This is a genomic window from Caballeronia sp. AZ7_KS35, from assembly GCF_023631045.1.
Taxonomy (GTDB): domain Bacteria; phylum Pseudomonadota; class Gammaproteobacteria; order Burkholderiales; family Burkholderiaceae; genus Caballeronia; species Caballeronia zhejiangensis.
On the sequence record NZ_JALQDV010000012.1, the window covers coordinates 17,100 to 38,103 of the forward strand.

The 21,004-nt window shown below is 63.6% G+C and carries 14 protein-coding genes and 2 pseudogenes; 3 read left to right on the forward strand and 13 right to left on the reverse strand.

The features are described from left to right. The first annotated feature begins 12 nt into the window (after positions 1-12). Positions 13-1,206 (forward strand): annotated as a pseudogene (locus NCT05_RS12930) (YbfB/YjiJ family MFS transporter). 151 nt (positions 1,207-1,357) lie between these two features. On the opposite strand, the gene NCT05_RS12935 reads toward NCT05_RS12930, so the two are convergent. The 5 genes and pseudogenes from NCT05_RS12935 to NCT05_RS12955 all read right to left on the reverse strand — a co-directional run bounded on the left by NCT05_RS12935 (position 1,358) and on the right by NCT05_RS12955 (position 6,577). Beyond that, positions 1,358-2,143 carry a hypothetical protein gene (locus NCT05_RS12935; RefSeq protein WP_250502426.1) on the reverse strand — a complete coding sequence of 262 codons (786 nt, stop codon included), beginning with the start codon at positions 2,141-2,143 and terminating at the stop codon, positions 1,358-1,360. 666 nt (positions 2,144-2,809) lie between these two features. Then, a pseudogene (locus NCT05_RS12940) lies at positions 2,810-3,717 on the reverse strand (LysR family transcriptional regulator). A gap of 82 nt (positions 3,718-3,799) precedes the next feature. Further along, the gene (locus tag NCT05_RS12945; protein WP_250502427.1) at positions 3,800-4,927 is read right to left on the reverse strand and encodes a Gfo/Idh/MocA family protein; all 1,128 of its coding nucleotides are present in this window, start codon (positions 4,925-4,927) and stop codon (positions 3,800-3,802) included. Continuing rightward, positions 4,924-5,571: a flavin reductase family protein gene (locus NCT05_RS12950; protein WP_250502428.1), complete on the reverse strand. Its 648-nt coding sequence runs from the start codon at positions 5,569-5,571 to the stop codon at positions 4,924-4,926. The genes NCT05_RS12945 and NCT05_RS12950 overlap by 4 nt, the downstream gene beginning before the upstream one ends. A 16-nt stretch (positions 5,572-5,587) precedes the next feature. Continuing rightward, positions 5,588-6,577 (reverse strand): zinc-dependent alcohol dehydrogenase family protein, encoded by a 990-nt coding sequence (locus tag NCT05_RS12955; protein ID WP_250502429.1) that lies wholly within the window; start codon positions 6,575-6,577, stop codon positions 5,588-5,590. A gap of 323 nt (positions 6,578-6,900) precedes the next feature. Between NCT05_RS12955 and NCT05_RS12960 the strand changes: the two genes are divergently transcribed. Together NCT05_RS12960 and NCT05_RS12965 are read left to right on the forward strand one after the other, a co-directional pair. Beyond that, positions 6,901-8,010, forward strand: a complete 1,110-nt coding sequence (locus NCT05_RS12960) for an alkene reductase (RefSeq protein WP_250502430.1) — start codon at positions 6,901-6,903, stop codon at positions 8,008-8,010. Between the two features lie 78 nt (positions 8,011-8,088). After that, positions 8,089-9,285 (forward strand): MFS transporter, encoded by a 1,197-nt coding sequence (locus NCT05_RS12965; protein WP_250502431.1) that lies wholly within the window; start codon positions 8,089-8,091, stop codon positions 9,283-9,285. A 1,057-nt stretch (positions 9,286-10,342) separates the two neighbouring features. On the opposite strand, the gene NCT05_RS12970 is transcribed toward NCT05_RS12965, so the two are convergent. From NCT05_RS12970 to NCT05_RS13005, 8 genes are all read right to left on the reverse strand, one after another. Continuing rightward, on the reverse strand, positions 10,343-11,764 hold the full coding sequence (locus NCT05_RS12970) for an MFS transporter (RefSeq protein ID WP_250502432.1): 1,422 nt from the start codon (positions 11,762-11,764) through the stop codon (positions 10,343-10,345). Beyond that, complete coding sequence (locus tag NCT05_RS12975; protein ID WP_250502433.1) at positions 11,745-12,956, reverse strand: LysR family transcriptional regulator; 1,212 nt, start codon at positions 12,954-12,956, stop codon at positions 11,745-11,747. The genes NCT05_RS12970 and NCT05_RS12975 overlap by 20 nt, the downstream gene beginning before the upstream one ends. A 17-nt stretch (positions 12,957-12,973) precedes the next feature. Beyond that, positions 12,974-13,747: an SDR family NAD(P)-dependent oxidoreductase gene (locus NCT05_RS12980; protein WP_250502434.1), complete on the reverse strand. Its 774-nt coding sequence runs from the start codon at positions 13,745-13,747 to the stop codon at positions 12,974-12,976. 32 nt (positions 13,748-13,779) lie between these two features. Further along, positions 13,780-15,105 carry a Rieske 2Fe-2S domain-containing protein gene (locus tag NCT05_RS12985; protein ID WP_250502435.1) on the reverse strand — a complete coding sequence of 442 codons (1,326 nt, stop codon included), beginning with the start codon at positions 15,103-15,105 and terminating at the stop codon, positions 13,780-13,782. Positions 15,106-15,261: 156 nt separating this feature from the next. Next, entirely contained in the window at positions 15,262-16,917 is a 1,656-nt protein-coding gene (locus NCT05_RS12990) for a GMC family oxidoreductase (RefSeq protein WP_250502436.1), read from the reverse strand. Between the two features lie 51 nt (positions 16,918-16,968). Further along, positions 16,969-18,630, reverse strand: coding sequence for an aldehyde dehydrogenase (locus NCT05_RS12995; protein WP_350030084.1), 1,662 nt, complete (start codon positions 18,628-18,630; stop codon positions 16,969-16,971). Then, positions 18,539-19,798 (reverse strand): MFS transporter, encoded by a 1,260-nt coding sequence (locus NCT05_RS13000; protein WP_250502437.1) that lies wholly within the window; start codon positions 19,796-19,798, stop codon positions 18,539-18,541. Before NCT05_RS13000 ends, NCT05_RS12995 begins: the two co-directional genes overlap by 92 nt. 36 nt (positions 19,799-19,834) lie before the next feature. After that, positions 19,835-20,953: a porin gene (locus NCT05_RS13005; protein ID WP_250502438.1), complete on the reverse strand. Its 1,119-nt coding sequence runs from the start codon at positions 20,951-20,953 to the stop codon at positions 19,835-19,837. Positions 20,954-21,004: the final 51 nt, after the last annotated feature.

Genomic DNA, 21,004 nt, shown 5'->3' on the forward strand with positions numbered 1-21,004 from the left:
TCGAGCTCGAGAATGGGAAGTGAACAGTCGCAAGTTTGGTCGTCGATCTTCGCGGGGCTGTGTGCGAGCTTGATCGGCATCGGTTTGGCGCGCTTTGCCTACACGCCGCTGCTGCCGGTGCTCATTCAGGAACACTGGTTCTCGGCATCGGCGGTGGTCTATCTCGGCGCCGCGAATCTCGTTGGCTATCTGATCGGCGCCATGCTCGGCCGACCGTTCGCCGCACGCATCGGCAACGTCACCGCGTTGCGCGCCATGAAGGTTCTGGTCACGCTGGCGTTTCTCGCCTGCGCGTTTCCCGTTTCCACGACTTGGTTCTTTGTTTGGCGTCTTTTGTCCGGAGTTGCCGGCGGCGTCATCATGGTTCTCGTCGCTGCGACCATTCTTCCGCATGTACCGCCTCACCGTCAGGGCTTGGCCACGGGTGCCGTGTTCTTTGGTTAGGGCTGCGGGATCGCGGCATCGGGCACGGTTTTGCCGGCGCTCCTGCGACTTGGACTGAGCGATACGTGGATCGGCCTCGCCGTGCTGTCGGCCATTCTGACCGCTGCCAGTTGGCGAGGCTGGCCCACCGGTCCGGGCCCGTCGATAACGACCGATATATCATCCCTCGACGTCTCAGTCGCGGCCGTACGATCACTCTACGTGCAATACGCGCTGATGGCAGCCAGCCTCGTTCCGGCCATGATTTTTCTGGTCGATTTCATCGCGCGTGGACTTCACGGTGGCGCCGCGCTAGGCTCCAGATTCTGGGTGCTCTACGGCGTGGGCGCAATGATTGGGCCGCCATTGTATGGATTGTTGGCGGACCGCATCGGTGCCCATTCCGCCTTGCGCGCTCTCCTCCTCGTGCAAGCACTTGCGCTAGTTTTACTTGCCATGACGAGTAGCTATTCGGTCATCGCGGTGCTTGCAGTCGTCATCGGAAGCTTCCCGCCCGGCATCATTCCTCCAATCCTTGCAAGAGTGAAGCAGCTGGCACCGACAAATGCTGCGCAACGAAATCGCATATGGAGCGGTGCGACCACGCTTTTTGCTGCCTCGCAAGCATTGTCGGCCTACACGTCTTCTGCAATATTCAATAAGTTCGATGGCGACTATCGCCTTCTTTTCTGGATGCGCGCTGTCGCGACCGGACTTGCGTTCGGCGTTGAATACTTTTCCGACCGTCAGCCGCCTACTCGTCGTAAGCAGAAACGCGGCTGAACGATCAGTCTAGCTGCCCTCTATCGCGAGCGTCTCTCAACGATGTATTGCCGCCGCTCGATTGGCAGCAGTACCTGATGAACGCATGACCGCTTGTGGCCGGTGCCCGCCTCCTGGTCCGCCACGCTCAACTGGCGCGGGATGCAATGCGTCACTTAGCTGCAACGACGACTGACGCTCGTTCTTGCCTCGCTGCAATGCGCCTCGTGCACCATTGAACAATCATCGCGAGCAACGCCGCTTCGAGGAATGCCACGATGGGTCGTTGGAAGGGAAGCACGAACGTCAGAACAAGACAAAACGCGGCGAATGAGAAACGCCCCAGCACCATACCTCGCAATAACGAAATCACGAAAGCCGGTCCGTGCGCGCGATGGGACGAAACGGAAAGGATGATCCCGAGCAGCGGGAAGACCGCAAGCAACCCGCTCCACGTTGGGCCGACCCAGGCTGACACCGATGTGACAGAGAAAGTCAGAAAAGCCCCGGCGGTCATTCTACCGAGCAGATCGAACCGAGAAAGAGGCGCACCGGCCGTAACGGCCGAAGTCCTCGGCAAGAACGACTGCCCACAGCAAACTGCTGTGACTGCAGCGATCGAGGCCCACAAAGGCGAGGTTGGCAGGAGCGAGAGACCGCAGGCGGACAGGAACCAGACGACGAGGCCTGCAATTAACGCGATTGGCCAATTGCGCGATCGGCACGTCCACGCATAAGCGAAATTGAACGCCTCGGACGCTAGGATTGCCGCCAGCGATAAGTTCGCCGCTCGGGCTCCGAAGGCAGGCCCGTGGGAAAGCGTCAAGAGGTACAAAATCGGCCCAGCTACAACCGGCAATCCAGCCAACCAGCCAGCGATCGACGGTCCCCACCACTTCCCCGACATCGAAACGACAAGCAGAAACAGCGGGACCAGCGTCAGCTTGAGCGCGAGCATAATGATCTCAAGGCACTTAAAGCCGCATTCTAACGTGTGGTGGGGTCGCGAACGCCGGCGAATGCCGCGATTACCCAGACCGTTTTCGCTTGCCGACCCGTTGCTGCCGGTCGCGCTGCCAGGGAGTAAGAGGCAGGTAACCGAGCGGACCGGACATCCAAGCCGGCTTCTCGGGGACAGCAGTTCGGCCTTTGCAGACACTCAGCGAGATTTAGGCACACGTCAGCAAAACGTAGCGTTGCCGACGTTGAAAGCATCATGTGACACGATACGCAATCACGGCTGTCGAGCTAGGCAGCCAGCGCAGCGTGACCTTCCGCGTCCCAGCGATCGAGCGGCTCCTCGATTCAGATCGCGCATAGGCCGGACCGGCGGGTGCGTGGAACTTTCTTGCGAAACACCGCTTTGCCAGCGCGGTTGCCAAGCATGCCACCCGCCTCGCCTCAGGTCGGGCTCGGCAATATCGCGGAGGGAGTGGGCAACGGCACCGACGCTTTGCGCCGGCTATAGCAGAGAGTGAACGCACGCAGCGCTGCGTTGACGCGCACCTGCATCGACGTGTTCTTATTTCCTCGCCGCCACAGCGCGGCGCGGCTTTCGCCACCGGTCAGATTCTGACCGTCAACTGCGGCGAGATGGCGGGCTGAAGCGGTTTCGCGCGCCGCCTCACGGCTGGCCGCTTTCGGATGCCTGCGGAAAAAGATGCTCGCTCAGGAAGTCCACGAACGCCCGCACTTTCGGCGGCATCATACGTCCCGAAGGCCAGAGCGCGCGAAACGGAATGCGATCGTGCAGGAACGCGTCCAGCACGGTCACGAGCGAGCCGTCGGCCAGTTGCCTGCGCACTGCGAAATCCGGCGCGTTGGTGAGCCCGAGCCCTTGTTCCGCCATCGCGATGAGCGGCTCGACCGCGCTCGCCACCGCCGTCGACGGCAGCTCGACTTGGACGGGCGCGCCGTCGCGTATCAACGCCCAGGCCGCAATCGCCCGGTGCGGGAGAAACGATGTTGAAGGCACGCGTGCGCGGCCAGGTCTTCCGGCCGGGCCGGCACGCCGTGCCGCTTCAGATAGTCCGGCGAAGCGACGATCACATGCGTGTAATGGCCGAGCGTGCGCATTGTAAGTTGCGAATCGAGCGCGTCGCCGGTGCGCAGCACGACATCGAATCCATCCTCGATCACATCGACGATTCGATCGCTGAAATCGATATCGATTTGCACCTCGGGATAGCGCTGCATGAATGCGGACAGCACCGGCATCAGCAACGTGCCGACGAGCGGAATGCTCACGCGCAGCCTGCCCGACGGACTCGCGCGCGACAACGCCAGTTCGGCTTCGGCCTCTTCGATCTCGCCGAGAATGCGCTGGCAGCGCGCGAGAAAAAGCTCGCCTTCGGCCGTCAGACGCACGCTGCGCGTGCTGCGATGAAAGAGCCGCATCGCGAGCCGCGTCTCCAGCCGCGCGATCGCCTTGCCGATCGCCGATGCGGAAAGTCCCAGTTGCCGCCCCGCTTCCGCGAAGCTCAGGGTTTCCGCCGCGCGCGTGAAGACGACCATCGCGCTCATATGATCCATCGCCCCGCCGCCGCCCGCGTGGGCAACGGGCGCACGCACGGCGGAATTCGACTGTTTCATCGCGATGCTCTCCCGAACGCGTTCATGCCGATGTCCGCACGTCGATGAAGCGCCGCGCCGGATACGACACCTGCGCAGCGTCGATCAGGCGATGCATGTTCACGGCATCCGCGAACGTGGGCGCGGTGCGCGTGCCGTGCCGCACGTCGTGCGCGTAGGCCCAGTACAGCTCGGCGAGTTCCAGCACCGACGAAGGCAGGCCCGACGCCGGCAAGCGATGATAACCCTCCGGAACGCCGAGTCGCTCGAGCGGCGCCTTGTCGCCATGCGCGCCGTGGATCGCGTAGTCGTCGCCGGCATCGCCGAACGCCGACACGTTGGTCACGCGCAGATCGCCCTGCGTGCCCGTGATGTCGATCTGCACGCCCGAGCCGTTGCGCTTGCCGCCTTCGATATGCACCGACAACACCGCGCTGCCCTTGAGCATGCCGGCGAGCACGAGCTGATCGGGCGTCGATGTCGGCATCGACACGCCCGTCTCCCTGATCGTGACCTCGGGAAACTGGTTAGGCGTGAGCGCGGCAATCGACACCGGCCAGCCTGTCGACGCGAACAGCATGTCGAGAAAATGCCCGCCGTAAATCGATACGACCGACGAGAAGTCCTCCGGCGGCACCGTCCATTCGAGCGCGCGCGTTCGCATCGCCTGGAAGTAGTTCATGCTCACGTGCATGCGCACCGAGCGCACTTCGCCGACGTAACCTTCGCCGATGAGATCGCGCACATAGCGGTTATGCGGCGCGAGCCTGCGCTGCAATCCGGCGACATGACGCACGCCGCGCGCGTCGGCGAGGCGCAGCAAGTCTTCGGATTGCGCGAGCGTCGTCGTGAGCGGCCATTCGCAATACACGTTCTTGCCCGCGTCGATCGCGCGCTTCACGGTCTGCGCGTGTTGCGGCGCGGTGTTGAGCACGACGACGAGCTCGATATCGTCGCTTTCGACGAGTTCGTCGATCGACGCCGCCACGCGCCCGATGCGGTACTCGCGCGCCGCCGCTTCGGCCGCCTCGCGCCGCTGGCTGTACACGGCCTGCAACGCGTACTGCGGCAGCAGATCGAGCACGCGCAGATGACCGTGCCGCGCCCAGTTGCCGACGCCGATCACGCCCACGCGCAGCGGCGCTTCGTCTTGTGCAAGTGCAAGCATCATCGCGAACCTCCGTGTGTGGCGCGCGCATCCCAGTCCTGCAGGGGAATCGCGGGCAGCCGGACCACGTCGTGCGTCCGGACATAGGTATTCGCTTCGCCGCGTCCGATCAGGCGCAGCTTGCGCGTGTCGATGTAGGCGCGCTCGGCGTCGATGACCGCGTTGTCATCGACATGCATCGCGACGATGCGCCCCAGCACGAGCGAGCGCGACGGCCCGAGCGCGATGATGTCGAACAGCCGGCATTCGAACGACACCGGACTCGCTGCGATACGCGGCGTGCGGACAACGCTCGAAGGCGCCGCGACGAGCCCGGCTTCGGCGAACTCGCTGCGCTCGGGCGGGAACTCGATTGCGGTGACGTTCATCGCCGGCAGATTCGACTCGCCTACGAGATTGACCACGAACTCGCGCTCGCGGCGCACGTTCTCGCCCGTGTCCTTTCTGTCGCTCTCCGAACGATGCAGGATGCTGAACCCGACGATCGGCGGGTCTTCACCGAAGGCATTGAAGAACGAAAACGGCGCGGCGTTCGGCTCGCCGTTTTCGCCGAGCGTCGATACCCACGCGATCGGGCGTGGCGTGATTGCCGCGCCGAGCAGCTTGTAGCGCGCGCGGGCATCGATCGATTCGAGATCGAATTGCATGTCGCTCTCCTCGTCGTCAGACCGTCACCACGATGCGCCCGAAATGCGCGTTGCGTTCGAGCAGCGCGTGCGCGTCGGCCATGCGCTCGAAGGCAAAGCGATGCGCGATCACCGTGCGCAGCGCGCCCGAGCGCAAGCCGTCGAAAATGAACGACGCGGCTTCGCGCTGGCGGTGCTCATCGGTGGTCGTCGAGAACAGGTTGTAGCCGTGCACGGTGATGCGTTTCGACAGCAGCGGCAGCACCGGCAATACCGTTTCGTCGGTGCTCAGTGCGCCGTACAGCAGGATCGTGCCGCCCGCGCGCGTCGCGTCGATCAGCCGCGCGAGCGTCTTGCCGCCGACCGGATCGAAGACGAGATCCGCGCCGCGTCCTCCGGTGATGCACATGACCGCGTCGACGAGATTCTGTTCGTCCGTCACGATCACATGATCCGCGCCGAGTTCGAGGAGCGCGTCGCGCTTCGCGGACGTTCGCGTGAGCGCCACGGCCGTCGCGCCGAGTTGCTTCGCGACCTGGATCGCACCGATGCCCACGCCGCTCGACGCGGCCGGAATCAGCACGACATCGCCCTGTTTCAGGCGCGCGTCTTCCGTGAAAGCGGCGTAAGGCGTCACGAACACGTTCCAGATCGCGACCGCGTCTTCATGCGACAGCCACGCGGGACTCTTGACGACCGCGTGCGCGGGCGCGAGCACGTGTTCGCCGTACATGCCGTAATCGTTCATTGAAAACGACGGCACGGTCGACACCGCGTCGCCGACCGCGACGTGCGTGACGTTCGCGCCGATCGCATCGACGATGCCGGACGCCTCGTAGCCGACGCGTGCCGGCAGCTTCGCGGGCTCGACATACGCGCCGCGCCGCCACATCGATTCCGCGCGATTCAGGCCGATGGCCTTCACGCGGATACGCACTTCGTTCGCCGCGGGCACGAGGTCGCCGGCTTCGGTGTACTCGAAGACGTCGGGGCCGCCGTGCCGCGCGAAGGCGATGATTCTTGCCATGATCCATTCCTTCCGGTCGATTTGAGTGGACGAGACGCGCGCTCATGCGGCACGCCTCGCAGTGGCTCGAATTATCGGAACGGCCATCGACGCAATAAATCGGGATACCGCGAACTGACTGTTCTTCGCGACCGAACAATCGCTTTTCATCGGCGCAGACCCGCGCCAGCCGGGCCGCGCGGCACTGTGGACGCGCACGTCCGCAGTGCCGCGACCCGCAGACGGTTTTTCTCGCGTCGGCATCGCCCTACATTGGCCTCAAGCGTCGCCGCTCATGGCGCCGGCAGCATCCATCCCGAATACCACAGCTAGAGGAAATCGAAATGTCCACGCTCTTTTCACCGGTCGAAGTCGGTCCTTATGAATTCGCGCATCGCGTCGTGCTCGCCCCGCTCACCCGGATGCGCGCCGAAGACGGCGCACGCCCCGGCCCGCTGATGGCCGAATACTATGCGCAACGCACCTCGCCCGGCGCGCTGCTGATCGGCGAAGCGACCATCGCCGCGCCCGAAGGCAACGGCTATCTCGGCGCGCCCGGCCTCTACGACGACAGCCAGATCGAAGGCTGGAAGGCCGTCACCGATGCCGTGCATGCCAAAGGCGGGCGCATCTTCCTTCAGCTCTATCACGCGGGACGGCAGTCGAATGCGCAATTGCAGCCGGATGGCGGGCAGCCCGTCGGGGCGTCGGAGATCGCGCATGGCGGCGTCGCCTATACGGAATCCGGCTGGGTGCCGAACACGCCGAACCGCGCGCTGCGCACGGACGAGATCGCGGGCATCGTCGAAAGTTTCCGGCTCGCGGCGGCGCGCGGCGTGAAGGCGGGTTTCGACGGCGTCGAACTGCATGCGGCCAATGGCTATCTGTTCGACCAGTTTCTTCAGGACAGCAGCAACCGGCGCACCGACGAGTACGGCGGCCCGATCGAAAACCGCGCGCGTCTTCTGCTCGACACGACGCGGGCCGTGATCTCCGTGTGGGGCGCGGACAAGGTCGCGGTGCGCCTCGGCCCGAGCGGTTCCTGGGGCGACATGTCGGACAGCGATCCGCAGGCGCTTTTCGGCTACGTCGCCGATGAACTCGACAAGCTCGGCATCGCGTATCTGCATCTGATCGAGCCGCGCATCGCCGGCAACGTCGAGGACGATACGCGCGACCAGCGCCCGGTGGCGGCGCAATCGCTGCGCGCGCGCTTTCGCGGTCCGATCATCGTCGCGGGCGGCTTCGACGGCGACAGCGCCGAAGCGATTCTCCAGTCGGGCGACGCGGATCTGGTCGCGTTCGGACGTGACTTCATCGCGAATCCGGACCTGCCGGAGCGGCTGCGCAAGCATCTGCCGCTGAACCCGTATGACCGCCCGACGTTCTTCGGCGGCACGGAAATCGGCTATACGGATTACCCGTTCTATCGCGAAACCGCGCTCGCGGCCTGATAGCCCGTGCCTTGAACGCGCGGCGGCGCCGGACAGCGCCGCCGCTTCTTCTTTCGCCATTCGACGACGAGATTACTCATGGATATCGACCATTCGCGCATGACCGCGCGGCGGCCGTGGCTCGCGGTGCTCTCCATCGCGCTCGGCGCATTCGCGTTCGTGACGACCGAATACATGCCTGTGGGCGTGCTGCCGGCCATCGCGCGCGATCTCGGCATCACGCCCGGCACCGCCGGACTGATGACCACGACGCCGGGCATCATCGCAGCCTTTTCCGCGCCGCTTCTACTGCTCGCGGCGGGCCGCGTGAACCGGCGGCTGATTCTGCTGTTGCTGTCGATCGCGCTCATCGCGTCCAACGTGCTCGGCGCGCTCGCGACGAATTTCGCGACTATGCTCGCCGGACGCGCGCTGCTCGGACTTGCGCTGGGCGGATTCTGGACGGTGGGGCTCGGCGTGTTCGGGCAGATCGTCGCGGAAAAGGACAGCGCCCGGGCCAGCGCGACGATCTTCATGGGAATCACGCTCGCGACGGTCATCGGCGTGCCGCTCGGCACGTATATCGCTGACGCGTCGTCGTGGCGCGTGTCGTTTCTCGCGACGGCGGCGCTCGCGCTCGCTGCATTGCTGTCGCAGGCGCTGTTGCTGCCGCAGTTACCGCCGCGCGTGGCGGCGCGCGGCGCGGATTTCGTGCGCATGCTGGCGCGCGGTCCGGTGCTGCGCAGTCTCGCGCTCGTGGCGCTGCTGTTCGGCGCGCACTTCTGCGCCTACACCTACGTCGCGCCCTTTCTCGAAGACGATGCCTCTATCGATGCCGCCCGCGTGAGCGCGCTGCTGCTCGGCTTCGGTGTCGTCGGCTTCGTGTCGAACTTCGTCGCGTCGGCTTATGTGACGTCGCACCCGCGCGCATTGCTCCTCACGATGGGCGCGCTCGTAATCGCTTCGCTCGTCCTCCTGCCGGCGTTCCCGCACACGCCGGGCGCGGTCGTCGCAGGCGTGCTGGCGTGGGGCATCGCGTATGGCGCGATTCCGCTGGGCCTCAGCGTCTGGATGCAGTCGACGTCGCCCGGACAGGCCGAAGCGGCGTCGGCGATGTTCGTAAGTGCGGTGCAGATGGCGATCGCAGCGGGATCGGTTGCCGGCGGCGTCGCGTTCGACCACGCGGGCGCCGCAGGCGCGATGCATCTCGGCGTGCTGCTGTGCACGGCGGGGCTGGCGGTGCTAGCAACCTTCACGACGACACGGCACGCGATGTTCGTCGTGTCAGGCGAGTGAACGTGCGGCGCGTCCGAGCCTGAGGGCGCCTTCGACCAGGTAGTTCCGTCGCATATAACGGCGATGATATTCACCATGGCGAAGATGGACACCGTGGTCATCGTAGTAGGGTCATTTGAACCCCTCTTTCCGCGGCGATGCCGACGTGCCGGCGATCCCAGCGATCGGCGGCTCGCCGCCGCGACCATTGGCGACATTGTGTCGACCTCGCTTTAGCTACCCGCGTGATGCAGCGGTCTTAACCCGTTACCTGGACGACAAAGCGGATCACGCATGGTGGACCGTGCGCGCAGATCAACCGCGCGTTCGAAGGATTCGTTCAACAGCTTCCTTCTGGTCCTTCCGTCTAACCGCTTCGACGACCTTCGCGACGGGGCGCCGACCCGCCGGCATCAAATCTTTCGCCGAGCTCAAGCGGTTCGCTGAATGGCGACAACGGCCTACCTTACCGATCGTTATCTCAAGGTCAAAGATCATCCTGTATGCGCGCTCAAGATCGACTTCAATGATGACGTCGTCGCGCACGTTCCTCGACTTCCGCGTGTTTTCGCACACATGTCTTCCAGCACGGAGTATCTGTCGGTCTCAATGGTTAGGGCGTTGTAAATGTCATTTGGCTTCCGCAATCGCTGCGCAAGCCGAGCAACCAAGAAGCGATCCAGGTGCCCAAATGGAAGTTCCACTGCCGCCCGGCTGCCACAAGCGTCTTGGTGAAACGGTGGGTTTCACTTCAAGAGATTGCCTGAACGGCCGACGCAGCACTTCGGCCTTTGCCGTCATTCGAGCATCGGCTCTGGTCAGGCGGCTGACCGCCGCTTTCCGGCCGTTCGCACCTCAGCCTGTCTCGAACGACCGGTCACGCCGTCCGCCAATGCGAACTCCCGACCCTTCTCGGCCGTTCGACTGCCGGGGAAATGGATGTCTCTTCATGAAGAGTACAACGGTCATTCGCCCACACCCACGTTGACGCGTCATCGGACTATTCAGACGTCGGTATGAGTATGTGTATTCGGTCGCTACGGGACATAGACCAGAGAAACGCGGGACGCACTTCGTGCTAACCGCTGCTATTCGCGCGAGTCTTGGTTGCCGAGATGCGAGCGTCATCAGATGAAGGCCATTTCGCCAACACTGAGATGCTCGAAGCGCCCAGCAACATCGGCACCGCCATTGCATAGAAAATGTGCCCAGGAAGCCAGCCGTGTTGCATGAGCAGTCCGGGAAGCAGCGGCCCGACAACGGCGCCGCTGCGCCCAATGCCAAGCACCCAGCCGAGACCCGCTGACCGGAGCATGGGCGGATAGAATCTGACGGCTAGCGCCGACACTCCTTTCTGCAGTCCACTGACGCAAAAGCCGAGACAGAATGCAGCGGGCGCGATTAGCAGCAGACTGGACGACAGCACCACGCCCAGAACGAGCACGAACACCGCGCCCGCCACGAAATAGAGCATCACCACACGCGCATTGCCGAAGCGGTCCATCAGGAAGCCCGTTACGACCGCTGCCATACCTCCGATGTTGGCCAGTGTCGAAACCAGAATGGCGTCTTGCTGGGCAGCGCCTGTTTTCACGAGAATCAGCGGCATCCAACTCAATGCGAAGAAATAGACGACTGCGTTGAGACTGAGCGCCGCCCACAACATCAGCGTGCCGAGAAGCCGGTGTTCCTTGAACAGATCGACGAGCGTGCCGCGCGAAACCTTCTGGAACGCGGCATTCGCCGGCAGCGGGTCTTCGCGTTCGGCGGGATAGAGTTTCCTGAAGACACTGCGCGCGCGTTCCTTCCCGCGGCGCGCACCGCTCAGCAGAAAATTCAGCGACTCGGGACACAGCAGCCAGACGATCAGCGCGATAAGGATGGGCGCGCATCCTCCGACGATCAACGTACCGCGCCATCCCCATCGCGGCAGAATGAGCCATGCGAGCGCGCCGGCCGACAGGATGCCGGACGTAGTGCCGAGGTAGAGCGTCGATACCACTGCCGAGCGATGGCGCGCCGGAAAATACTCGGCGACGAGCGCGAGCGTCGGCGGCACCACACCGCCCAGCGTCAGCCCGACAGCGATCCGCAGCACGATCAGCGACGTCGCAGTCTGCGCGAAGACGGTCGCCAGATTGAGCGCGCCCATGCCGACCAGGCACACGGCCACGAGATTGCGCAAACCGAATCGCGATGCAAGCGGCGCGAGCGCCAGAAAGCCCACCAGCATCCCGACATAGCCCGCTGACAGCACACTGCCCTGACGCGTGGCATCGATATGCCATTCCGCGACGATCTGCGGCATCAGGTAGGCAATGACCTGAAGGTCGAAGCCCTCGCACAGCAGCACCAGCATTCCGATAGCGGCAATCATCACCTGGAATCGGCCTATCGGGCGCTCGTCTATCAGCGCACTCCAGGTTGTCTCAGCCATCGTGTCTCCATTTTTATGTTCGGATCGGGCGAGCGAGCGCCGGTTACCGATGCTCCACTGCAATCGGCGCCGCGCCGCCGTGCCGCGCGACGTCGGCGATCATCCGGATGAAATGCCGTTCAATGGCCGTGGGCTGCCAGCTCTTGCGCGTGATGACCCCGACCGGACTCGTCGAACCCGCCAGGCCGCTGCCCACGCGCGCCAGGCGCTTCATCTGCAACGGGAGTTCGACCTGTCTAGGCGATGCGAGTGTGAGAAACGGCCCTTGCGAAAGCAGATTGATCACGATCATCACCGACTCGCACTCGACCGGCGCGGCAGGCAGCGGCCCGTTGGCGAACAAGCTCTCCCATTGCTGACGCAACGGCGTGCGCGGCGGTCCCACGATCCACGGATAACGCGCCAGCGCCTCGATGGAAGGATTTGCTTCGCGCGCAAGCGGGTGATGGCTGCCGCACAGGATCGCCACTTCGTCGTCGGCGAATCGTTGCTGCATGAGTTCGGGCAACTCCTCGTCCCGCACGGTGCCGACGATCAGATCGATCACGCCGTCCTGAAGCTGATCGACCAGATCGTGCCATTCCCCTTCCGCCACCGAGAACCTGACGCGCTCGTACTGGGCCGCCATGTGCGTGATGGCCGTCGGCAGGATGAAGGGCCTTGCAATAGGCAGCGCGCCGATCGAAACAGGCACGAGCGTTCCGTCGTTGCCGAGTTCGCTGATCATCGCGCGCAGTTCATTGAGTGCGAGCCGAAAGGCGCGCGCCACGCGCCGCCCAGTGAAGCTCAGCAGCGTGCCCGTGCTGCGGCGTTCGACGAGCCGCTTGTCGAGCCGGCCTTCGAGCTCGCCGATCGCCCGATGGACGGTCGATGGCGGGAGCCCCGAAATCAGCGACGCCGAGGCGAAACTCCGGGCATCGGCCAGGGCCAGCAGCGCGCGGACATGATGCATCGACAACGCACGCGTCACGCGCGTAGCCTCGCCGCCGATCCAGCTGCCGGCATCATCGAGATGAGTCAGCGCCGCCCGCACGCGCTCGAGCGCCTGCGCGCCCGTCGCCGTGGCGCTCACGCCCTCGACATGACGGTCGAACAGCACACAGGCAAGCTGCTTCTCGACTTTGGCCACGGCTTGCGTGAGGGCCGATTGCGACAGGCATGCGGCACGCGCGCCAGCCGAAATGCTCCCGCCGTCCTGCACGTCGAGAAGCGCGCGCAGGTGGCGCAGATTCAGCTCATAAGGCATCTGGATCATGGGCGGGCCGCGCGAGGCTAGGAGCGCATGAAGAGCCCGCCGTTCACATCGATCGTCGTGCCGACGATGAAGCCGCTCTGCTCCGAAGCCAGCAGCACGACGGCCTCGGCGATCTCATCCGGCTCGGCAAAGCGGCCGACGGGCACCTGCTTGCTGATCTCATCGAGCATGTGTGCCAGCCGCTCTTTCGCGCTTGCGACAGGCCCGGGCGAAACGGCATTGACGGTGACGCCCGTGCCCGCCAGCTTGCGGGCGAAATAGCGCGTCAGCGTCGCCGCGCCGCCCTTGGCTGCCGCATAGTGCGGCGACGCCACCGTGCCGCCGTTATGCGATGCGAGCGAGGTGACATTGACGATGCGCCCATAGCCCTTCTGCACCATCGGCTTCGACAGTACCTGGCAGCTGAGAAACACGCTGCGCATGTTGATCGCGACGATGTCGTCGAACTCTTCGGGCGTGATATGGTCGATCGGCGTGCGCTTCGCATAGCCCGCATTGTTGACGACGATGTCCAGCTTCCCCCAGCGTTCTTCGGCCAGTACCAGCGCCTGTTCGAAGTCCGCTTTCTCGCGAACGTCGAGCTTGAGTGCGACCGCTGTCGCGGCGGTGCTATCCAGGCTGCGGGCAACGGCTTGCGCCAGCTCCACGGCCGTATCCGAAACGATCACCGTGGCGCCCCGTGCGTGCAGCATGCGGGCAATCGCCTCGCCGATGCCGCGCGCCGCGCCCGTGACCAGCGCGACGCGCCCGTCGAAGCGCGCGCCTTTCGCATTCTGTCCAGATGTCTCCATGCTGTTCCTCTTCGTTGTGGTTCGACTTTCGCTCAGTGAGCGTCTTCTTGCGCGGGCTCTTCCGCCGGCCAGCGCTGCGCCTTCGCCAGCTCTCCGGCATAGGCATCGCCGAAGGTGACCGACGGCTCCGCCCAGAATGCCCCCGAACGCGCGCCGAAATAGATGGCGGGCGTCGTCGATCCCGGCGCTTCCGTCACGCCGTTCGTGCTCGCCTCAAGGGCCTTCACCAGCCGGCGACGCACGAACGCGATCATCTGGTCGGTCGGCGCGAGCGTTTCGTAACTGTGGTCCTGGATCGGCCCCATGCTTTCCGTGATGGACTGATCCTGCATGGACGGGTTGTCGATTCCGGTGAAATGCACCATGTCGCGCTGCGCATCGCGGTCGATGCCCCAGTCGTTGTGGATGCCGTCCACCGGCAGCCAGCGGTCGAACCAGCCGGTGCCGTTGGGCTTGCGTCGAACCTTCTCGTACATGGGTTCGCCGTTTTTCAGCTTCGTCGTGAAGAACGGATTGCCTTCGTCCACACCGCCCGTGATGTCGAACAGCATGACGTGCTCGTCATCCATCGGCACCCACGCGCGCGCGATGGCTCGCGTAGCAAACAGGATGTTCGGCGTCATGGTCCAGAACGGGAACATGAACTGACCGGCCCGCCATGAAAGGCTGCCGTCGTCGTCCTGGCGATAAGCGCCATACGTTGCCCCCCATTCCGCGTTTTGCACGCGATATTCGGGCGCGCGGTTCAGGACCGTCGGCCGCAGCGGCGAGTCCTTCGGAAGGTCGTCGGGCTGCAGCGCGCCCACATGGAGGAAGCCGACATGGCTCGTATCGATATCGCCTTCCAGCGCCTGCAGCCAGTTGCACTGGCGCTGCAAACACCAGATCTTGCTACCCGGAATCATGTTCGCTTCGATCTCCGGCAGCGGCGGCGGATTGCCCTGGTTCTCGCCCATGTAGACCCAGACCAGGCCGTTACGCTCCGCCGTACGATAAGCGCGTGCGTGAACCTTGTCCTTGAAATCCATGTGCGGCGGAACGCTCGGCATGTCGACGCAGTTGCCGTTCACGTCGAATTTCCAGCCGTGATACACGCAGCGAATGCCGTTCTCTTCATTGCGCCCGAGGAAGAGCGACGCGCAGCGGTGCGGGCAGCGATGATCGATGATGCCGACGCGCGACGCGCTGTCACGGAACGCCAGCAGCTTCTCGCCGAGGATCATCAGCCTGACCGGATCCCCGTCCGTTTCGATCTCGCTCGAGAGGATGGCGGGCAACCAGTATTGCCGCATGAACTTGCCCATGGGCGTCCCTGGCCCGACACGGAAGAGGTCGGAGAGCTCGACTTTGCTCATCATGAATCTGTCCTTTTTGTGCTGTCGTGTTGTGAAGAAACGGGCGCTTTGTCGGTCACCCGTGCAACGAGCCAAGTTTAAGTTCGCTGGAGACGCAGCCTTATTGAAACGATGGCGACGGTATTAGCGCAGTGGAACGAGCAGTGCGTGCCGCACGGCTCAAGTGACTGAATTGGCTTGGGATTGGCATTGATGCGCGGGTTTCCCCCGAGCAGCACCACGCGCCGCGTCCTGGATGATCATCTCGGACGCGCGCTCGGCAATCATGATGGTGGGCGCATTCGTATTGCCGGCGATGATGTGAGGCATGACCGAAGCATCGGCGACACGCAGATTGGCCACGCCCCATACGCGCAAGGAGAGATCGACTGCTGAACAGTCCGGTGCCGGTCCCATCCGGCAACTCGATGTGGGGTGGAAGTTGGTCGTGCAGTTCTTGCGCACGAAGTGTTCGATTTCCCGATCGTCCGTCAGGCGCGGAGTCACGTTGCGCACGATCTTCTTCAACGATGGCGCGTCGAAGAAACTCAAGCCAAGCTTGTACGCCTTGACCTGCATGTCGAGGTCGCCCTCAGCGGACAGGTAATTCCCTCTCAGTCTCGCCTTGTCGCTGGCCTTCGGGCCACTGAGCAGCACTTGCCCGCGTGATTCCGGATATTGATGGCCAATCTTGAGCGCCATGCCATCGGTAATCTCTTTCGGGCTATTGTTTCCTTCTCTCTTGGCTTCATAAAACGGAAAGACGAACAGCTGGGTATCGAGTCTGCCATCGCCATTGATGTCGAAATAACCTCCGCCTTCGAGGACATTCGACGACACCACGCCGTGCTGATTGAACGTCAGCCATTCGAGACCATTGGCGACTTTGGTCAGGCCGACGCCCTCGCGCAGGAAACTGCGGATCCCGGGTGTCTCGGCGGTGATCGACACAGTCACATGATCCTGAAAATGCTTTCCGACGTGCCTGTTGTCGGCCACGCCCGCGATCCCGAACTCGGCAAGATGATCTGCAGGTCCGATACCGGACAGCATCAGGAGCTTGGGCGTTTCGATCGCGCCCGCCGTCACGACGACTTCACGGTTCGCTGTCGCGTCGATCGTCGCATTACCCTTGACGGTATAGCTGACGCCTCGGGCCGCGCCGCCTTCGACCCGTATCCGCTCCGCAGTCGCCCCGGTCACGACCGTCAGCAAGGGATTCTTCATGACGCGTTGCAGGAAGGCGCGTGCCGTGCTGCCCCGCTTTCCCTCGTGAATCGTGCGCTGCCAGAAACCGACGCCTTCCTGCCCGGTGGCGCCGCTCATGTCCGTGAGGTAGGGATAACCGAGTTCCTGACCGGCCTTGAGATAGGCCATGGTCAACGGATGGCGATAGCGATGCTCGGAGACCCAAAGATTGCCTTCTGTGCCGTGCCGCGGTCCGCTGACGACCTCGTTGCCTTCCGAGCGCACGAAGTACGGCAGCACGTCGTCGTGGCTCCATCCCCTACAGCCGTAGATGCGCTCCCAGTCATCGTAGTCGTGAGCGGAACCCCGCACGTACACCATGCCGTTGATCGAACTGCCGCCGCCCAGCACACGGCCCTGATGGATATGGATCGACGGTACGTCGGATCCCGGTTCGGCTTCGCTCACATAATTCCACGAGTGCCGCTGAGCGTTGCGCATGCCCGCCGGCATGTGGATATAGATGTCCTTGTCGGGAGGACCCGCTTCGAGAAGCAGCACGGAGTAACCCGCTTCAACGAGTCGCGTGGCAACGACACAACCCGATGAGCCACCGCCGACAACGATATAGTCGTATGCATTTGCCATGCTCGTCATTCCATCAATCTTGTGTGGTCGTTTCAAATGGGACACATCGCATCAGCGCGTGGTCCGATGCGACGGTAGTCCGTCCAGAAGAACGGTCTTCGTTTCCAGATAAGGCATCAATCCCTCGACACCCCCTTCCCGGCCAATCCCTGATTGCTTGAATCCGCCGAACGCAATGCTGAAGTCGTTGCGAAACGCGTTGTGTGCGACGGTGCCCGTCCGGACCTGCCGGGCGACGGCGTAGGCCCGGTCGAGGTCATTCGTGAATACCGCGCCGCTGAGTCCGTAGGGAGAATCGTTGGCGATCTGGACCGCGTGTTGTTCGTTATCGGCGGGAATCACGGCCAGCACCGGGCCGAAGATTTCTTCCTGCGCCAGCGCAGAAGCATTGTTGACGTTGCCGAACACGGTCGGCTCGAGATAGAAGCCGCGCGGCAGATGCGCCGGGCGCTTGCCTCCCGTTGCAAGCGTGAAACCGTCCGCCACGCCCTGCGCGATGTACTTTTCGATCCGCTCTCTCTGGCGACTCGTGGCCACCGGTCCCATCCGGGTCTCCCGGTCGAACGGATCGCCGATCTTCACGGCGGCATAAGCGGCGGCCAGTGCGTCGAGCAGGCGGTCATGATGCTTCCTGGAAACGACGATGCGAGTCAGGCTCGCGCAGACTTGTGTCGTCATCTGACACGACGCGGACGCCAGCGCTTTCGCAGCAACCTCGACGTCGTAATCATCGAGAACGATGGCGGCGGATTTGCCGCCGAGTTCGAGCGTATAGCGTCCTACTCGCTGAGCCATGACGCCGCCGATGTGTTTGCCGACCGCACTCGAACCCGTGAACGTGATCTTGTCGACGCCGGGGTTCTGCACCAGGGCATCCGACGCCTCGCGATCGGCGGTCACCACGTTGATGACGCCGGGCGGAATGCCCGCTTCCTCTGCCGCCTCCGCGACGATCAGCGCCATCCCGGGCGCTTCGGGCGAGGACTTCACGATCACCGTACAGCCGGCAATCAGCGCGGGCGCCAGCTTGTAGGCGATGATCATCGCAGGCGCATTCCAGGGAATGATTGCCCCGACCACGCCGACCGGTTCGCGAATCAGCAAGCCATTGCCGATGCCCGAACTCGTCTTGCGCTCTTCTTCGAACGCAAACGTCTCGCCCAGATCCGCGTAGAAGTGATAGATGCCGGGAATGCGTGCCATGAAGGCTTCCGCAACGGCGTGCGTGACGCCCATCTCATTCGGCCAGATAGCCGCCATGTCGGGGACGCGGTCCTTCAACCGGTCAGCCAGCGCACGCATGAATCCCGCTCGTTCCGCGTGCGACATGCGCGGCCACGGCCCGCTGTCGAACGCGCGGCGCGCGGCGGACACCGCTCGATCGATATCGTCCTTTCCCGCTTCAGCCACGCGCACATAGACCTCTTCGGTGTGCGGCGAAATGACCGATAGCTGCGTGCCGGTGGAAGGCGCGACCCATTGCCCGTCGATATAGAGCTTGTCGGCGTGCTTCAAGGGCGCGCGGGATGTCGCCGGGTTTCCTGGATTTTCGGAGAGCATGAAAAGTACCTCTAGTCCAACATTCAAAGATAAGAAGCGACGTCGACTGATCTTCCGGTTGCTAATGGGTCGATACCGTGCCGCCGATCTCGTCGTTTCGCGCTTTCTGGTGTGCGGGCGGGTAAAGGTAAGGACCGAGCCGGGCGACGGCAACCGCCGCAATCGCCACGAGCACAATGAAGCTATAGGCTGCGGGCGTATAGGTATGCATCACGTCGAAGCATCGGTTGAGGATATAGATGCCGGCCGCCCCGCCCCACGCGAACGTCAGCCAGATCGCGCCCGTCACGGATCCGAACGAGTAGATCGAGAAGTAACGGCTCACCAGGAAGGTCAGCAAATCACCTTCCGCGCCCAGTCCCAGGCCGAGCAGCACGGCTCCGCATGTGAGCAGTGTCGGGTTATCGCTTTCCGCGACCAGACCCATGCCAATGGCAGTCAGAACAAAGATCGCCGCAGTGCAGTACGGAGCAAAGAACTTGTCCAGGAACACGCCCGAACACAAGCGTGAACAGATCGAGCTGATGCTTGCAGCGGACATGATTCCCGCCGCGACCAGGGGCGTGATGCCGCGGTCGAGCATCATCGGCGTCAGTTGCGAAAGCATGCCGTAGGTGGCGAAGGAGATGCAGAAGATCGAGAACGCCAGCAGCCAGAACTGCTTGCTGGTGCGGAGTATCGTCCGCAGCGGGACCGTGGTCTTCGCCGCTGCCTTGCGCTCGTGCAGCCGCTTCTCGTCGAAACCTTCCGGCAAGCGCACGAAGATGGCCAGCGCCAGCAGGGGAATCACCGCCGCGGCAATGCCCACGCCGACATAACCCATGCGCCAGCCGTAATGCGACAGCAGATAGTTCGCATAGAACGGCATGATCGCGCCGCCCAGGCCCGTGCCCGCATTGATGAGTCCGAGCACCCATCCGCGGGATCGATCGAACCATGCGGACACCACCAGCGCATACGGCATGATGGTCGCCGCCGCCGCGGCAAAGCCGATGACGGCAAAGGTCAGGAAATAGGCTGTCTTGTTTGGCGGCAAGGTCGATACCGCGGCAAGCGAGAGGCCGAACAGCGAGATCATGGCCATCGTCACGCGCTTGACGCCCCAGCGGTCCATGGCGATGCCGAGGAACACCGTCCCGACGCCGTTCATGAGTGAAAAGACCGTCAGCCCCAACGAGACCGTGGCCCGGGACCATCCGAATTCGACGCTGATCGGCTTGGCAAAAATGCTGAATACATAGACGGCAATGACCCCGCCGCCCGTGGCGGCACCGAGTGCCCCTGCCACGGCAGTCCACCAACGATTGATGTTTCGTTTCACCGTGCACTACTCCTTTGAGAGAAGGCGAGTTGTGGTTCAGAAGAAGTGGCGCACACCCATGCTGATCTCCGCCTGGCCGACGCCGGGCGCCGGCATGGCAGGCACGATGCTCGACGACGACACCGAATAGACCGCATTCTTGCCGCTGTTATGCAGATAGCCGACCAGGCAATAGACGGCGGTTCGCTTCGACAGGTTGTAGTTCACCCGTGCCTCACCCAACGTGCCGTCGGCGTCCTGGTCGTGATTGCGTATATGCGATACCTGCGCGTCGAAGTTCCACGCGCCGTACGGAATCGCGGCGCCGAGGTAAGTCAGATCCGTATGGATCTTCTGAACGTCACCCGAGATTTCCCGATGGATCCAGCCACCCGCCACCTTGACCGGGCCGAGCAGGACATAGCCGTTCGCCTGGTAGCGGCGGTCAGTCGCGCTTGCACTGGAGAACGCCACGCCCGTGAGCCCCGGAATCACATTGATGGCCGTGGCGCCGGCGCCGCCGCGTTGTTCGTCGAAGATCAGGCCGAGACCCCAGCGCGGGTCGTCGTACTTGACCATGGCCGTGATGGCCCGGCACGAACGCATGTCGCCCGGCAGCTGGCCGCCGCAGTTGCCGGCCGGTTGCGTGTCGCGGCCGAACGAGTAGCTCGCACCGACCGTCACGTTGGAAAAGGTTCCCCGGTACTCGATGCTGTTGTCGGACCGTGCAGCCGACAGATAGCCATCGAACGAACCCATGCTGATATCCGCCGGGCCGATTACATCGGCGCTGCCCATGCCCCAGATGGTCATGTTCATGTGCCGGCCGAGCGTGACCTGCCCCCACGCGCCGCTGAAGCCGACGAAGGACTGGCGCCCGAAAAGGCGGCCGTTCTGCAAGGACGTACCCGTTCCCGGCGCGAAACCGGACTCCAGCGTGAACACCGCCTTGAGTCCGCCGCCGAGATCTTCCGATCCCCGCAAACCCCAGCGTGACGGCAGATCACCGGCGCTGATGCTCGGAAAGCGGGTCAGCGTACCGCCTGCAGGAGTCGCGTGCGTGACGAATTCGAGGCCGGTATCGACGACTCCGTAGAGCGTCACGCTCGATTGCGCAAGCACGGGCTGGGCAGCGCCGAGCGCAAGAAGCGCGGCGGCCGCCTTCAGTTGTTTCATGTTGTCTCCTCCATTGTTTTATGTTTCTCGGCGATGTATTTGCTATGCCGG

Coding starts and splice junctions, on each gene's coding strand:
- NCT05_RS12985 (WP_250502435.1), bottom strand. CDS start 15,105: ATGATGAGCAAAGTCGAGCTCTCCGACCTCTTCCGTGTCGGGCCAGGG.
- NCT05_RS12990 (WP_250502436.1), bottom strand. CDS start 16,917: ATGGCAAATGCATACGACTATATCGTTGTCGGCGGTGGCTCATCGGGT.
- NCT05_RS12950 (WP_250502428.1), bottom strand. CDS start 5,571: ATGCAATTCGATCTCGAATCGATCGATGCCCGCGCGCGCTACAAGCTG.
- NCT05_RS12935 (WP_250502426.1), bottom strand. CDS start 2,143: ATGCTCGCGCTCAAGCTGACGCTGGTCCCGCTGTTTCTGCTTGTCGTT.
- NCT05_RS12955 (WP_250502429.1), bottom strand. CDS start 6,577: ATGGCAAGAATCATCGCCTTCGCGCGGCACGGCGGCCCCGACGTCTTC.
- NCT05_RS12960 (WP_250502430.1), top strand. CDS start 6,901: ATGTCCACGCTCTTTTCACCGGTCGAAGTCGGTCCTTATGAATTCGCG.
- NCT05_RS12980 (WP_250502434.1), bottom strand. CDS start 13,747: ATGGAGACATCTGGACAGAATGCGAAAGGCGCGCGCTTCGACGGGCGC.
- NCT05_RS12945 (WP_250502427.1), bottom strand. CDS start 4,927: ATGATGCTTGCACTTGCACAAGACGAAGCGCCGCTGCGCGTGGGCGTG.
- NCT05_RS12965 (WP_250502431.1), top strand. CDS start 8,089: ATGGATATCGACCATTCGCGCATGACCGCGCGGCGGCCGTGGCTCGCG.
- NCT05_RS13005 (WP_250502438.1), bottom strand. CDS start 20,953: ATGAAACAACTGAAGGCGGCCGCCGCGCTTCTTGCGCTCGGCGCTGCC.
- NCT05_RS12975 (WP_250502433.1), bottom strand. CDS start 12,956: ATGATCCAGATGCCTTATGAGCTGAATCTGCGCCACCTGCGCGCGCTT.